This window comes from Thermomicrobiales bacterium (genome assembly GCA_037045155.1).
Lineage (GTDB): Bacteria > Chloroflexota > Chloroflexia > Thermomicrobiales > CFX8 > JAMLIA01.
In genome coordinates this window covers 45,793-59,592 of record JBAOIG010000004.1, presented here as the reverse complement: position 1 = coordinate 59,592, position 13,800 = coordinate 45,793, and the positions used below count along the sequence as shown (strand labels likewise).

The window sequence follows — 13,800 nt, the reverse complement described above, 5'->3', positions numbered from 1 at the left end:
CCCGACCAGAGGCGGGAACCGTACCGCTGTGGGATGCGATCCAGACAGGATGTGTAGATGCACCGGTTACGCTTGTTCAGCATCGTGATCCTCGGTCTGCTCGTCTTTGCTGGTGGTTGCAGTACGGGAAGCGCGTCCAGCAGCAGCTCGAAACCGACGGCTGCATCGGTCCTGACTGCTGCCGGGGATCGTTGGGCAGCGACCGACACGGCGCACTTCAAGTTGACGGTCGACGGCGACGCGTTCATCGACAGCGCTCAGTCGATCAAGCTGCTAAGCGCCGAGGGGGTTCTCAAGCGGCCTGACGCTGTCAATGCCGACGCGCGGATCGATATCCAGATTACCCAGGCGAACATCTCGCTGATTGCAATTGGCGACAAGACATGGATGACCAACTTCATCAGCGGGAAGTGGGAAGTCGCGCCGGCTGACTTCAGCTACAACCCTGCCGTCGTCTTCGACGAGAAGAATGGCATCAAGCCGATTCTCGCGAACTTGCAAGGCGCTGCCCTCGGGAAGGACGACTCTGTTGGCGGTCGCGACACCAGGGTGATCACGGGGACGGTCGATCAGAACGCAGTGAGCCAGGTCACCAGCGGGTCGATTCAGGGCGATGTTATTTCAGTCACACTCTGGGTGGACGCCGGCACGAACGATCTACTCCGTGTTTCGCTGAAGGAGCCAGAGGGTGCGCGGAAGAATCCAGTCGCATGGACGCTGGATCTGAGCAAACAGGGAGAGGCGGTCGACATCCAGCCACCGCCAACATCCTGAACGTCGATACGATCGCCAGTACCGAGGATTCGACACCCTGGCGTCGACTGCTGCCTGTTCTGGCGGTTGTATTTCTGGCCGCGCTGGACCTCACGGTCGTAGCTCCGATCCTTCCTCGTGTCATCGCTGACCTCGGAATCAGCGCTGTTGACGCCGATCGCTACTCGTGGATCGTGCTCGCCTACCTGGTTGCCTACACCGTCACTGTGCCTCTGACCGGCCGGCTGTCCGATTTCTTCGGTCGTTTCCCAGTGTTTGGCGCGGCGCTTGTGTTGTTCCTGGTGGGGTCGATCGTGGCCGCCATGGCCGGCCAACTCGGCACGATGATCCTTGGGCGAACGCTGCAGGGCCTCGGCGGCGGCGCGATGCTGCCAGTGTCGATGGCGCTTGTTGCGGACATCGTTCCGATGCGCCGGCGTGCGTTCACGCTCGGGCTCGTCGCGGCGGTCGATACACTCGGCTGGGTACTTGGCCCGGTCTGGGGTTCGTTGATCTTCGAGCTCCTTGGCTCGTGGAGAGCGATTTTCTGGCTCAACCTCCCGATCGGGTTGGCCGCGGGAGTCATGCTCGCAGCCGGTGGGGTCCAGAAGCGACCGCCGGTCTCGTCCGAAAGACCGGGGTTTGCCGGCGCGATTCTCGGCGCGACCGGGCTCGTGGCATTCTGCCTGGCGCTTTCATCGGGCGGCGAGGCGGGACTGAGCAGCGCTCAGGGCGCGGCGCGGCTCGGGGCAGACGTGAATCCGCTCGCGCCGTGGCGCTGGCCCTTGCTGGTGGTTGCGCTCGTTCTGCTCGGTGTGTTTGTGATCGTCGAGCGTCGTTCTGCACAGCCGATACTACCAAGATCATTGATCCGACAACGTCTCTTCCAGTCCGCCGGCGTCGCAAATGCGCTCGTCGGTGTTGCGCTGATAACCGCGATGGTCAACGCGCCTCTTGCGGTCGCGCTGCTCTCAGACGCAAGTGACGTGGCCACCCGCACCGCTCTGCTGCTTGGCAGCTTTACCCTCGCGATGACAGTCGGCGCGGTGGCGGGTGGTCGTCTGGTTAATGCTCGGGGCATCAGACCCGTCGCGACGGTTGGTTTGCTGATCGGCGCGCTCGGCTTCGCCGCGATGTGGTGGTGGCCGGACGAGCTCCGGATGGGGCTGATGGCCATGACAATGGCGACCGCTGGTGTTGGTCTGGGTATCGTCGTCGCCCCGATCGGTGAGGTTGCGATCCGCGCCGCTCGCCTCGAAGACTATGGCGCGGCGTCTGGGCTTGTCCTGCTTGCCCGTCTGCTGGGGATGACGCTGGGCCTGTCGGCGATCACCGCCTGGGGGCTCGCTCGACTCGATCGCCGGATCGTCGCGCTACCCCCCGTCAGCCCGAATCCGGGCGAGACGACCGCTGAGTATTTCACGCGTCAACAGCAACTACTGAACGAGCGGATTGTTCCGCTGACGCTTGCTGTGATCCGCGAGACATTCATCATCGCGGCCGTGGTCTGCGTTGTTGCGGTTGGCGCAGTGGCGTTGCTCCGGAACAAGAGTGCTGATGACCATTCGATTGAGCCGCTGAGCGAGGACTACCCTTCCATCCGGTTGTAGCTGGCGACCTCGTCGAGCGGTTTCCGCCCACCCTGGGCCGGGTTGGGACGCGGGTCTACTGTTGTCGTCGCGTGTCCGACCGCCACCAACGACCTTGCGGTCCGGCCTGTCGGGATGTTCAGGAGGCGTTTGGCCTCCGCCTGTTGATCATTGTCGCCAAACCAGGCGACGCCACTATGGAGACCCAGAATATGTGCGCCAATCATCAGACGCTCGATCACCCGACCCTCGTCATACGCTTCACTCAGTTCTGCGTCCCCGTCCAGGACGATGGAAACCCCCAGTGGCGCAGCGGACACCCAGTTGATCGCCGGCCGCAGTTGGCTGATTGCACGCAGGAGATCCCGGTCCGTGATGGCGATGAAGTGCCAGGGCTGGGTGTTGCGTGAGCTGCCGGTCCAGCGCGCGATTTCCAGTAGCTCGGTAATTGTGTCGTCGGACACAGCGCCACTCGTGTACTGGCGGGTCTGGCGCACGTTCCGGATTTCCTGGGTGATCTCCGCGGGGTTTGTCAGGCGTGGCATCGTGTGTTGCTCCTCAGCTACCGACTGTTGACTCGACCATCAGGTCGCGTGTCGATCTCAACCCCTGGCGCTCAGCCGCTATTCCTCGCCGTTGCCGCGCCTCGCAGGTCGTGGAGGGCGGCGACGACGCCGGCCTCCGCCCCGAAGATAGCGGTGCCCGCCACCAGCATTGTCGCCCCAGCCTCGACAGCCTTCGGCGCGGTTCGCGTGGTGATCCCGCCGTCCACCTCGAGGATTGTCGGGTAGCCGACCGCATCGATCGCCGCGCGAGCCTCGCCGAGACGCCGCAGCGATGTCGGGATGAAGCTCTGACCACCGAAGCCGGGGTTCACGCTCATGATGAGCACGAGATCGCAGAGTGGCAGGAGCTCGATTGCGTGGCTGATCGGGGTGCCGGGGTTGAGCGCCAGGCCGGCGCGCGCGCCTTGCTCGCGGATCGACTGCAATACGCGGTGCGGGTGCGCGGTCGCCTCGACCTGGATCGTGACGATATCCGCGCCGGCCGCGACAAACTGCTCGACGTACCGCTCGGGCTCGACGATCATCAGATGCACGTCCAACGGCAAGCTGGTCGCCTCTCGAACCGACGCGACAACTGGTATGCCGATCGAGATATTCGGCACGAACCGCCCGTCCATGACGTCGAGATGGACGTAGTCGGCCCCGGCTTGCTCCAGCAGCGCGAGCGAGTCGGCCAGCCGCGCCAGGTCGCTGTTCAGGATCGACGGCGACAGCATCACGCGCTCAGTCCGTGCCATTGTCACTCCGCCCTTCCCGCTCGTGCCCGATCCCGCCGACTCGTTTCCGGCGCAATCCGCACTATACTGGCAATATGACCGGCGCTGCACTTCCGCGGACACATGAACGCCCTGCTCTCAGCCATCGGGTCCGGGCGATCGCTGGCTTGCTGCTGGTCGGTGTCTGCTGGACTGTTTCCTGGACGCACGCCCGCCCGTACTCCGACTACACCTTCTTTCCGCTCTGGCTCGGCTACATCCTCACCGTTGACTCCATCGTGGAATGGCGAACCGGAACGTCTCCGATTGTGCGATCCGGATGGCGGGTGGCATGGCTATTTGTGCTGTCAGTGCCGCTCTGGTGGGTCTTCGAGCTGCTGAACCGGTTGGTTGGCAACTGGGTCTATCACCTGCCGCGCGACTACGGGCGAATGACGCGATTCCTGCTGTCCAGTGTCGCGTTTTCCACGGTGATGCCGGCCGTGCTGACGACTGCGGAGCTCGTGCGCTCGTTTCGCCTGGACTGGCTCAGGGCGCTGCCGGGGATGCCAATGTCCCGCGGCTGGCTGGCTGGCTATCACCTTGCCGGCTGGCTGATGGTGCTGGCCACCGCGCTCTGGCCCGGCTACGCCTTCCCGCTGGTCTGGCTGGCGCTGGTCTTCATCATCGACCCGGTCGGGACTGCGCTTGGCGCGGATTCCGTCGGCCAGCATCTGGCGCGGCGCGACTGGTCGATCGTACTCAACCTGGGCCTCGGCACGCTCATCTGCGGCTTCTTCTGGGAGATGTGGAACATCCGGGCGATGCCCAAGTGGACCTACGATATCCCTCACGTCGGCTGGCTGCACATCTTCGAGATGCCGATCCTGGGCTATGGCGGCTACCTGCCGTTCGGCCTGGAGGTCTACGCGTTCTACGCGCTTGGGCGGTGGGTTCTGACGCGGGCAGGCGCCGATCGTTTCCCGCTCGCTCAAGTTGCCGCCACCCCCGGGTTTGACCAGCCTGAAACGCGGCTCCTATAATCGGGGCGCGGCTCAGCCGCAGGGTCCTGGTATTTGCCTGACAGCATTCGGAGCCTCAAGCGCATGACTGCTCTCGACAAGTTCGAGAATTTCTTCGAGCACGTGGTCGAGGGCACGGTCGGGCGAATTTTCCGCCCAGCGATTCAGCCGGCCGAAATCGGCCGTCGGCTGGAGCGGGCGATGGAGAGTCGTAAGGTCGCCTCGGTCGACGGCATGATCGTGCCGAACGACTACCGCGTCAGCATGAACCCGCTTGACATGGTCATGTTCGCCGATTTCGTCCCTGCCCTCTGTCATCAGATGGAGGAGTGGCTCATCGACCAGGCAGATCGGCGCGATTACCGGTTTATCGACCTCGTCCGGGTTCAGATCTTCGGCGAAGACGCCGTTGTCCGTCGCCAGATCCGGGTGGATGCAAGCATCGCGGAACTTCCGGGCCTCGATCGCGTCGCTCAGGATGAGATCCAGCGAACCGAGGTCTATCGCGTGATTCGCGCGGCGGGAGATGTGCCGCCGAAGCTCCTTCGCTTCACGGGCGGTAACCACTCCGGAGAGACAGTGATCCTTCGTCGACCGTTGATCCAGATCGGCCGCGCGCTCGACAATGACGTCGTCATCGATGCCGCCGAGGTATCGCGCCACCACGCGCAGATCGAGGTGCGCGATGGTGTCTACGAGCTGCGGGACCTGGAGAGCACGAACGGGACACAGGTGAATGGCCGGCCGATCGCGACAGCCCGCCTCCGTGACGGCGATATGATTACCTTCGGGACCGTCGCGATGGAGCTTCTGCCCTATTCGACGCCGTCCAGCGGCATGAGCCGCGACTGAAGTTGCCGCGCCGGTGAGGTCATCAATCGTTGGTTTCTGAGCTGCCATTTGAATGGTTCGTCCTGCTGTTGCGGGTTGTGTTCATCTTCCTCCTGTATTTCTTCGTCTACCAGGTCATTCGCGTCGTGTCCCGCGAGCTGCGTGCCCTCGCAACCCGGGGAGAACCCGTTGCGGGCGTGCCCGCGCCGATCGGCGCGCTGATGGTTGCCGAACCCGGGGAGTCGAATCTGCGCCGCGGTGAAGTGTTTGACCTCGAGCCCGTATCTGTCATTGGCCGGCATCCGAGGGCAACGATCCACGTCGAAAGCTCGTTTATTTCTTCCGAGCATGCCCAGCTCAGCTGGGAGCAGGATCGTTGGTGGGTCACCGACCTGCGCTCGACGAATGGCACATTCGTCAACGGCACGCAGATTCGCGTTCCGACTGGCATTCGAACCGGGGACTTTGTCGAGATCGGCGGCATCCGGTTCCAGCTCGTCCCGTAGCCGCCATATCTGTCGCGACCGCCGAGCGTGGCGTCGTCCCGTATACTAGGCGCGGCCATCGGTAACCCCGCGGCACGCCAGGCGTGGACGCGGGGTTCGTGTGCAAGGGTCGCGGAGGGTGGATGCTCAATCGCAAACTGTCGCTCGTGCTGCCGGCCCACAATGAAGCGGAGAATATCGAGGCGGTTGTCCGGCGCGCGCTGGAGGTCCTTCCTCAGGTCGTCTCCGATTTTGAGATCATCGTTGTTGACGACGGTAGCCGCGACGAGACCGCCGAGATCGTCGATCGGTTGGCCACGGAGGAGCCGCGCGTTCGCGCCGTTCACCACGGGGTGAACCGTGGCTATGGGGCGGCGTTGACCTCCGGCTTTACCGCTGCCACTGGTGATGCGGTCATGTTTATGGATTCTGATCGCCAGTTTGACATCGCCGATATCCGCGCGCTGTTACCTTATGTCCCACACTACAACGTCGTCGCGGGCTATCGAATCAAGCGCCGGGACCCATTCTATCGGATCATCTTCGCGAAGATCTTCGGGCTATCCGTTTGGGTTCTCTTCGGTTTCCGGATGCGCGACATTGACTGCGCGTTCAAGGTTTTCCATGCGGAGTTCCTGAAGGGCATCGAGCTTACGACACCTGGCGCTCTGATCAACACCGAGCTTCTAATTCGCATGCGTCAGCGCGGCGCGACGATCGCGCAGGTCGGCGTCCAGCACTACCCGCGGCCGGCGGGCGAATCCTCGGGTGGCAGTCCAAAGGTCGTCTTTCGTGCGATGGGCGAGACAGTTCGGCTCTGGCTGCGGCTGCGCCGGGAGCCGAGGGACGCTGCTGCCGAACAGCCTGATGCGGCAAGCCCAACGCGCTCGTTCGGCGTCCTTGCCGTTATGTTCGTAGCGGTGATCGCCCTCCTGGCGTTTCGCCGGCACAGACGGGGATAGCCGGGCTCAGTCCGGCTCGACGTGCGTTGCGAGTGCGGCGCGGACGGACGCCGGGGCCATTCCGCTGACCCTGATTCGCTTGCGGCGATTGCTGTGTCCGCCGATGATCTCAACTCGATCCTTTGACAGATCCAGAAGATCGCAGAGCAATTTCGTCACTGCTGCGTTGGCCGCGCCATCAACGGGGGGCGCATTGACACGCAGGCGCAGAGCGCCGTCGTGAACGCCGAAGACGCCCGTCCTCGCCGCCCGTGGCTGGACGATGATCTCGATAATGGTGCTGTCGCCGGACAGCGCGAGCACGAGGCGCTCGACCAACCCGCGCTCCTTTCGCGATGGGGCGATCAGGCGGCGACGCGATTGCCCTTGCGGAGATCGGCCAGGACGTTCGACAAGTGCTCTGTCGGAACGACCCGACGCCCGAGCGCCGTTTGAACTTCTTCGAGTGTCATGTCGTCGATCATCGTTCCGGTCCGGCGCGACAGCATCGTCGATGAGATGTAGACCGGGGAATCACCGGGTCGATCTCGGAGCGTGCGGATGAGGTCCTGGCCCGATAGTAAGCCGGAGACATTGATCTCCGGGCCGAAAAACTGGTTCACGACGACGGCGACGTCCAGCCGGGCGCCGGTCGCGTCGTTCACGGCTGCAACCTCTCGCTCCATCGCCGGACCGATCAGCGTGGCGCAGGCGATGATCCCCGCCGCGCCGGCAACGCTCGCCTTCTCGCCGCGACGGATGATGCGCTTCGCGTCGTCAAGAAACAGTCGGGTGATGCCGATCCCATCCTCGACCTGCGGGAAGCCATCGTAGTGGCGCGTCGATGGGACCGGGCTGTCGCTCATCAGGTAGAACTCGTCACCGAGATGGAAGAACGTCTCGCCACGTGTTTTGCGGAAATGCTTCTGCCATCGCTCTGCCTGGGCAATCACCTCACGGGCTTCGAGGGGGCTGTAGCGGCGCATCTCCAGCATCGCGCCCGGAAGGGTGCGGTTGCATGGTCGCGACACGCGAACGCGGAGCTTCTGCCGCTCGAAGCCGAACTTCGTCAATCCGACTGGCACCCCCGCGATCGACTTCAGGTGTGACCCACAGTCCGACAGATCGCGGAGCGAACGCTCCAGCTCGTCCCCGTCGTTGATGCCTGGGCAGAGGACGAACTGGACGTGATAGTCGATGCCAGCTCGTTCGAGTCGCCCCAGATGCTCCATGATCAGCGCGCCCTTCGGGTTGCCGACCAGCAGGGCGCGAAGCTCGGGGTTCGTCGCATGGACAGACACGTGCATCGGCCCAAGCCGCTGTTCTTCAATCCGCTGCCAGTCCTCTTCGGTCAGATTGGTCAGCGTCACGAAGCTCCCGTGGAGCATTGACTGGCGATAGTCATCGTCCATGACGTACAGGCTGCGTCGCATCCCCTTCGGAATCTGCTTGATGAAGCAGAACGGGCAGGAGTTTTCGCAGACATGTATGCCATCCATCGTGGGGTCAGAGAACGTGATGCCCCAGACCTCTTCGACGTCGCGCTCGACCTCGCACTGGTGAATCTGGTCATCGCGTTCGATCTCGAGGATGACTTCTTCTTCAGCGGCGTAGTACTGGAAGTCCAGAATATCGCGAAGTGGGTGCCCATTGACCTTGAGGATACGATCGCCCGGCTCGATCCCGATTTCCTCGGCTAGCGACCCGGCCGCGACATGCTGAACCTCCCCAGGTCGGTCCGGCGCGAGCGCCGTGCGTCGACGACGGGCCGGCTGGGAAATGTCCTGAACACGTACAACCACGGGCGCTAGCCTTCTTCCTGATGCGTATTACGTGCCCAGGCGCGCTGCATGAGGGCGCCGGCTGTCACAATTGCCGCGGTCTCGGCGCGGAGGATCAGCGGTCCAAGCGAGACGGTCCGAGCGCCCAGGGCGATCGTCTGGAGCTCGCGTTTGCTCCAGCCACCTTCTGGACCGACGAGCACGGCAACATCTCGGTCGAACGAAACAGTCATCAACTGTTCCGCAGCTTCGCTTCGCTCAACGAGCGCCAGCGAGATGCCGCTATGCTTGGCGAGAAAGGCCTCGACACTGACCGGCCGAGCGATCTGCGGGATCGTCGATCGCTCGGATTGCTCTGCCGCTTCCATCGCGATGCGCTGCAACCGGGTCAGACGCCGATCCCACTCGCGATCAACAGCGTAGGATACCACGCAATGTTGTGCCGCCAGCGGCACAATACTACTCGCGCCGATCTCGACGAGCTTCTGAATTGCTACTTCGAATCGGTCCCCGCGAAGAAGCGCGAGACCAACAGTCAGGTTGATCGGCAACGCCGCCGACGCGACTAACTCCTCCACGATTGCGTTGGCGCTGTCGCGTTCGACGTGTCCCAGTCTCGCGACAGCGATGAGCCCCGAGCCATCCAGCAGCTCCACGGTATCCCCAGCCCGCAGACGAAGGACGTTCCTTGCCTGGCGCGCCTGCTCCGGCGCGAGCCAGACTGCCTGGCCAGTTGCCAATGGATCCTGGACGAAGAATCGATGGGCACGCACGCCGTGTCAGCTCCGGCGAAGAAGTAGCGTCACCCAGTCGCCTGCCTGTCTCCGGCCGGCGACCGTGAACCCGAGGGGTCCAAACGCGTCTAACACGATCTGCTCTCGCTCGTCGATGATGCCGCTCGCGATGACCGCCCCCCCCGGGGCGACGTGTCGAGCGATTTTGTCGGCGTTGTCTGCGAGAATGCGCGCGATGAGATTGGCGAACACAACCGGATAGGTTCGATCGGCCAGCGGCGCATCTTCGATCGCTGCCGTGATGACCTCGATCTGGGCATCCATCTCGTTCAACGACACGTTCTGCGTCAGCGCTCGCGATGCGACCGGATCGATCTCGACGGCAGTTGCACGGCGAGCGCCGGATCGGATCGCGCCGATCGCGAGAATGCCCGAGCCGGCCCCGATGTCGAGCACATCGCGTCCATTGAGATCCAGCTCTTCGGTGAACTGCATGCACATCTCGGTCGAGGGATGCAGGCCGGTGCCGAATGCCATGCCGGGGTCGAGATGGATGACTCGATCCCCCGGTCGCTCCTCGTATTCTCGCCAGGTGGGCCGAACGACGAACGACGCGCCGATCCGGAGGATCTGGAAGTGCTCCTTCCAGGCGTTCGCCCAATCCTCTTCTTCGCGCTCGGCGAAGGTCGGATCTCCGACACCACCGATCTGCTTGAGGTGCCAGAGTGCGTGCTCGAGTTGGCGGCGGCGAGCCGGTAGCTCGTCATCGACTGCCAGCCAGGTGCGGACAAGCACGGGCCTGGTCGGGTCTATCTCAAGATTGTCGCCGTCATCGTCCTGCTTGTAGGACTCCTCAACGACGACGCCCTGGTTGTATCCGTAGCTCGAAAGCAGCTCGCTGACCGACTCTACGGACTCCGCGTTGGCCGGCACGGCAACCTCGACCCATCGTCCCGGCGTATCAACCACGGCTGGCTCCGTTCTCTCGATCCGAACGCAGGTCGATGTCGGACGAATCGCCGACGTTCACCCGCAACGGCTCGCCCCGCACGATCGCGTCCCGACCGACAATCGAACGGGTGAGCATTGCCGACTCAATCGTCGCGCCTGCGTCCACGATCGAATCGCGGACAATCGCGTTTTCAACGACCACGTTGTCGCCAATGCTGACATCCGGCCCGATGACAGACCCCGATACCCGCGCTGAATCCGCAATGAAGACGGGTGGAATCACCACCGAATCCGTAGCGGATGGACAGGTTTCTGAGCGAGCGAGCAGAAACCGATTCGTCTGGAGTAACGCATCGGGCGTCCCGCAGTCCTCCCAGACAGTCGCTGGCAGTGTGGTGAATAGCGCGCCATCGTCGATCATCAACTGCACGGCATCGGCGAGATAGTACTCACCCTTCGTCTGAATCCCCTCGGCCATCTGGCGGTCGATCGCCTGGAAGAGCCACTGGACATCGCGGACGAAGTAGACACCCATGATTGCCAGGTTGTTCTCCGGCGCCTGGGGTTTCTCGATCAATCGGGTGGCGCGCCCGTTATCGAGCATTACGATCCCGAATCGACGCGGGTCGTCGACTTCCTTGACGAAGATCGCGCCATCGGCCTCGAGCGTGGTAAGACGATCGAGCGGCGCCTCGAAGACCATATCGGGGAACACGATCAGCGACGGCCCGGAGACCTGTTCGCGAGCCTGCAGGATGGCATGAGATTGCCCTAGCGGTTGATGCTGCTTCACGAACGCTGCGTCGAAGTGGTAGTTATCGCGGACGTATTCCTCGATCTGCTCGCCAAGGAAGCCCGTGATGAAGACGGCGCGATCGATCTCGACGGCGCTCAGCGTATCAAGCACGTGTCCGAGGACCGGCTTGCCGGCCACGCTCACCAGCGGCTTCGGCCGACTCCAGGTCTGTGGACGCAGCCGGGTGCCGAGCCCCCCGACGGGGATGATGATGTTCATCCGTCCTGAACCTCCCTCATCGTGGCGTCTTCGCCATAGCTGGCTGTCGCCACGCGCCGCCGAAACCGCGATGGCTCATCCATCGCAATCGACGCTAGAGTGTAACCGAGCGCAGACTGACTTGACTGTGGCGGATGCCGCAGTTCGGGTGTTGTAGATGTCATCGTCCGAGGTACCCCCAAGGGGATTCGAACCCCTGCTCTCCTCCTTGAAAGGGAGGCGTCCTAGGCCACTAGACTATGGGGGCCTGCAAGCCATCGGAAGAGTACCACAGACACCCGTCGGTTCTTGGCTCGTTCATGGCGCAGAGACGACGACGAGCGCCGCGATTCCTACGACGAGGCCGCCAGCCACGAATGCTGCAATACGCGAGTCTCGCTGCATCCAGCGATCGATCTGCCAGGCGATGAATCGTCCCTCCGGCAGCAGCAATGCCGCCGCCACGAGCATCACGAAAATCGCGCCACGAAGTGCCAATCCATCCTCCCGGCGAAACTGCAGCACGCCACCTGGGACGCTGGCGAACGTCTCTGCGATCCAGAGAATCAGGTGGGTCAAGTACCAGGTAACAGCAGCCACGAACACCTGGATGGCCGGCAGCCACGCGGTTGCTACGATCAGCGCGCCGCCGGCCGCCGCGAGTGGGACGAGAGGCCCAGCCAGAACATTGGCCGGAATGGACACGAGCGAGATCGTGCCCATGGTAACGGCGAATGCCGGCGCGGTCGCTAACGTGATGGCTGCTGTCGCGACCATCGGCGTCAATACCACCGCGCGCAGGCCGGACCAGCGCGCCGTGTAACGCAGGCTGGCGATCAGTGCCGCCGTGGCAAGAATGCTGAGATGGAACGACAGGCTCGACAGCGCGGACGGATCTGTCGCGATCATCAGCGCGGCGGCCAGAGCGATCAGTGATGGCCCGTGGGCGGGCCGGCCAAGCTGGCGCGCGGCGATCACGAAGCCGCCCATGATCGCCGCGCGGATGACCGGTGGATCAGCGCCAACCAGCCAGATGTAGCCCGCGAGGGCTCCGACTTCGATCGTGATCCATCCTGGACCACGTAATCCGAGCGCCAACAGGAGCGCTCCCACGCTCGCGACCACGAGCGTGACGTTCCAGCCGCTGACTGCTGTGATGTGAGAAAGCCCGGCGCGTCGCACTGCGTCGTCGGTGTGGCGTGTCATTGCCGAATCGTCGCCAATTAGCAGCCCGAGCGCCAACGCGCCCTCCGATCCGCCCACCGTCCCTCGAACCGTGCCGTCGAGCCAGTTGCGGAGTCGCGACCTCTGTTCTTCGAGTGTCGCCGCGTGACGCTCGACCACGAGCGACGAGACGATGAGGCTGTCCGCGTTGATGCCCTCGGCGCGCGTGGTGGCCAGGATCGTGTCCCCGCGATGAAATCGGGGCCAGGCTCCTGCCAGCATGAATGATGTTCGTTCGATGCCCTGCGCATCGGTCCACCGAACGCGAGCGTGATATCCGCGAGGGTTCTGCGCTGGGTCGGATATGACCGTCATGGTTGTGCGCTCGTGCCCGTTGCCGGCATATGGGGGTGTTGTGGGCTCTCGCAAGATGACAGCAGCAGCGCTGCCGGCGAGAAAGCCGATTAGCAAGGTCGCGCAGAGCACACGGACGTGATCGCGAGTGAGCGCAACGAGGATGAGCAATCCACCAAGAAGCGCAACCGCCAGTACCCACAGATCAGCGTTGGCCAGACGAGCGCCGGCGATGATTCCGAGCGCAGCGACCAGTCCCATCTCACGGTCGAATCGTGATGAGCGGGCGCAGGATTTCCACCATCCGCTCGGAGATCCCGCGGATTTCGGCTAACTGGTCGATCGAGGTGAATGGACCGTTGGTCTCGCGGAATTCGACGATCCGTGCCGCGAGCGTCGGCCCGATGCCCGGAAGCGCATCCAGCTCGGTGGCAACTGCGTGATTGAGGTCGATCGGGCCGGCCTCACGTGTCGTGCCCGGGGCGGGCGTGCCGCGGGATTCCGCCGCTTTTGGCGTCGGCCTGATCTCCGGCACGACAACCTGGTCGCCATCCTGGACGACTGCGGCCATCGGCAGCGACGATGTGTCTCCGCCCTTCGCTTCACCGCCTGCCGCCTGAATAGCCTCGGCGATTCGGCTGCCGCGATCGAGCGTGTAGATCCCGGGCGCGACGACCTTGCCTCCGACATAAACGCGGATCGTTGATGGGTCCGGCGCTTCGACGACATTCAGCACGACCGTCGGGGTAGATCGCGCGCGCAACACCGTGGTCATCAATGCGACGACCACTGCCCCGAGCGCGACGCCGATCATCATCGCGCGGACCCAGGTCCACGATGATGAGTGCTGTGGTTGTTCCACGGCCTCGGTCTCCGAACTGCTCAATCTGATCAAGGGGGATGATAGCGCAGGTCGCATATACTGTCCTGTGCGGGAAGG

General features: G+C 63.5%; 15 protein-coding genes and 1 tRNA gene. 6 read left to right on the top strand and 10 right to left on the bottom strand.

All coding sequences use genetic code 11. From position 1 onward, the window contains the following. Positions 1-57 precede the first annotated feature (57 nt). Positions 58-774, top strand: coding sequence for an LppX_LprAFG lipoprotein (locus tag V9F06_10110; protein MEI2617969.1), 717 nt, complete (start codon positions 58-60; stop codon positions 772-774). Further along, positions 711-2,363 (top strand): MFS transporter, encoded by a 1,653-nt coding sequence (locus V9F06_10105; protein ID MEI2617968.1) that lies wholly within the window; start codon positions 711-713, stop codon positions 2,361-2,363. Before V9F06_10110 ends, V9F06_10105 begins: the two co-directional genes overlap by 64 nt. Here the strand turns inward: V9F06_10105 and V9F06_10100 are convergent. Together V9F06_10100 and rpe are read right to left on the bottom strand one after the other, a co-directional pair. Next, positions 2,342-2,887: a nitroreductase family protein gene (locus V9F06_10100; GenBank protein ID MEI2617967.1), complete on the bottom strand. Its 546-nt coding sequence runs from the start codon at positions 2,885-2,887 to the stop codon at positions 2,342-2,344. The two genes, V9F06_10105 and V9F06_10100, sit on opposite strands and share 22 nt — an antisense overlap. Before the next feature lie 71 nt (positions 2,888-2,958). Further along, positions 2,959-3,645 carry a ribulose-phosphate 3-epimerase gene (gene rpe, locus V9F06_10095; GenBank protein ID MEI2617966.1) on the bottom strand — a complete coding sequence of 229 codons (687 nt, stop codon included), beginning with the start codon at positions 3,643-3,645 and terminating at the stop codon, positions 2,959-2,961. 146 nt (positions 3,646-3,791) lie between these two features. Between rpe and V9F06_10090 the strand changes: the two genes are divergently transcribed. The 4 genes from V9F06_10090 (at position 3,792) to V9F06_10075 (ending at position 6,903) form a co-directional block, all read left to right on the top strand. Next, a complete protein-coding gene (locus V9F06_10090) occupies positions 3,792-4,646 on the top strand; it encodes a hypothetical protein (protein MEI2617965.1) in 855 nt (284 codons plus the stop codon). A 63-nt stretch (positions 4,647-4,709) separates the two neighbouring features. Beyond that, complete coding sequence (locus tag V9F06_10085) at positions 4,710-5,477, top strand: DUF3662 and FHA domain-containing protein (GenBank protein MEI2617964.1); 768 nt, start codon at positions 4,710-4,712, stop codon at positions 5,475-5,477. 29 nt (positions 5,478-5,506) lie between these two features. Further along, positions 5,507-5,962 carry an FHA domain-containing protein gene (locus tag V9F06_10080; protein MEI2617963.1) on the top strand — a complete coding sequence of 152 codons (456 nt, stop codon included), beginning with the start codon at positions 5,507-5,509 and terminating at the stop codon, positions 5,960-5,962. A gap of 122 nt (positions 5,963-6,084) precedes the next feature. Continuing rightward, positions 6,085-6,903, top strand: coding sequence for a glycosyltransferase family 2 protein (locus tag V9F06_10075; GenBank protein ID MEI2617962.1), 819 nt, complete (start codon positions 6,085-6,087; stop codon positions 6,901-6,903). 6 nt (positions 6,904-6,909) lie between these two features. Here the strand turns inward: V9F06_10075 and V9F06_10070 are convergent, their stop codons facing one another. The 8 genes from V9F06_10070 to V9F06_10035 form a co-directional block, all read right to left on the bottom strand. After that, complete coding sequence (locus tag V9F06_10070; GenBank protein ID MEI2617961.1) at positions 6,910-7,221, bottom strand: DUF167 domain-containing protein; 312 nt, start codon at positions 7,219-7,221, stop codon at positions 6,910-6,912. Positions 7,222-7,247: 26 nt separating this feature from the next. Continuing rightward, entirely contained in the window at positions 7,248-8,684 is a 1,437-nt protein-coding gene (locus tag V9F06_10065; protein MEI2617960.1) for a DUF512 domain-containing protein, read from the bottom strand. 5 nt (positions 8,685-8,689) lie between these two features. Then, a complete protein-coding gene (locus V9F06_10060) occupies positions 8,690-9,436 on the bottom strand; it encodes an RsmE family RNA methyltransferase (GenBank protein ID MEI2617959.1) in 747 nt (248 codons plus the stop codon). Between the two features lie 6 nt (positions 9,437-9,442). Further along, the gene (gene prmA / locus V9F06_10055; protein MEI2617958.1) at positions 9,443-10,366 is read right to left on the bottom strand and encodes a 50S ribosomal protein L11 methyltransferase; all 924 of its coding nucleotides are present in this window, start codon (positions 10,364-10,366) and stop codon (positions 9,443-9,445) included. Further along, complete coding sequence (locus V9F06_10050) at positions 10,359-11,363, bottom strand: sugar phosphate nucleotidyltransferase (protein ID MEI2617957.1); 1,005 nt, start codon at positions 11,361-11,363, stop codon at positions 10,359-10,361. The genes prmA and V9F06_10050 overlap by 8 nt, the downstream gene beginning before the upstream one ends. Before the next feature lie 173 nt (positions 11,364-11,536). Then, a tRNA-Glu gene (locus tag V9F06_10045) sits at positions 11,537-11,610 on the bottom strand. A 50-nt stretch (positions 11,611-11,660) separates the two neighbouring features. Next, positions 11,661-13,121 carry a ComEC/Rec2 family competence protein gene (locus V9F06_10040; protein ID MEI2617956.1) on the bottom strand — a complete coding sequence of 487 codons (1,461 nt, stop codon included), beginning with the start codon at positions 13,119-13,121 and terminating at the stop codon, positions 11,661-11,663. Position 13,122: 1 nt separating this feature from the next. Next, positions 13,123-13,722, bottom strand: a complete 600-nt coding sequence (locus V9F06_10035; protein MEI2617955.1) for a ComEA family DNA-binding protein — start codon at positions 13,720-13,722, stop codon at positions 13,123-13,125. Positions 13,723-13,800: the final 78 nt, after the last annotated feature.

Excerpts from the sequence above, each read along its gene's own strand:
- V9F06_10110 (MEI2617969.1), top strand. The coding sequence starts at position 58 with ATGCACCGGTTACGCTTGTTCAGCATCGTGATCCTCGGTCTGCTCGTC.
- V9F06_10105 (MEI2617968.1), top strand. The coding sequence starts at position 711 with ATGGACGCTGGATCTGAGCAAACAGGGAGAGGCGGTCGACATCCAGCC.
- V9F06_10100 (MEI2617967.1), bottom strand. The coding sequence starts at position 2,887 with ATGCCACGCCTGACAAACCCCGCGGAGATCACCCAGGAAATCCGGAAC.
- rpe (MEI2617966.1), bottom strand. The coding sequence starts at position 3,645 with ATGGCACGGACTGAGCGCGTGATGCTGTCGCCGTCGATCCTGAACAGC.
- V9F06_10085 (MEI2617964.1), top strand. The coding sequence starts at position 4,710 with ATGACTGCTCTCGACAAGTTCGAGAATTTCTTCGAGCACGTGGTCGAG.
- V9F06_10075 (MEI2617962.1), top strand. The coding sequence starts at position 6,085 with ATGCTCAATCGCAAACTGTCGCTCGTGCTGCCGGCCCACAATGAAGCG.
- V9F06_10050 (MEI2617957.1), bottom strand. The coding sequence starts at position 11,363 with ATGAACATCATCATCCCCGTCGGGGGGCTCGGCACCCGGCTGCGTCCA.
- V9F06_10040 (MEI2617956.1), bottom strand. The coding sequence starts at position 13,121 with ATGGGACTGGTCGCTGCGCTCGGAATCATCGCCGGCGCTCGTCTGGCC.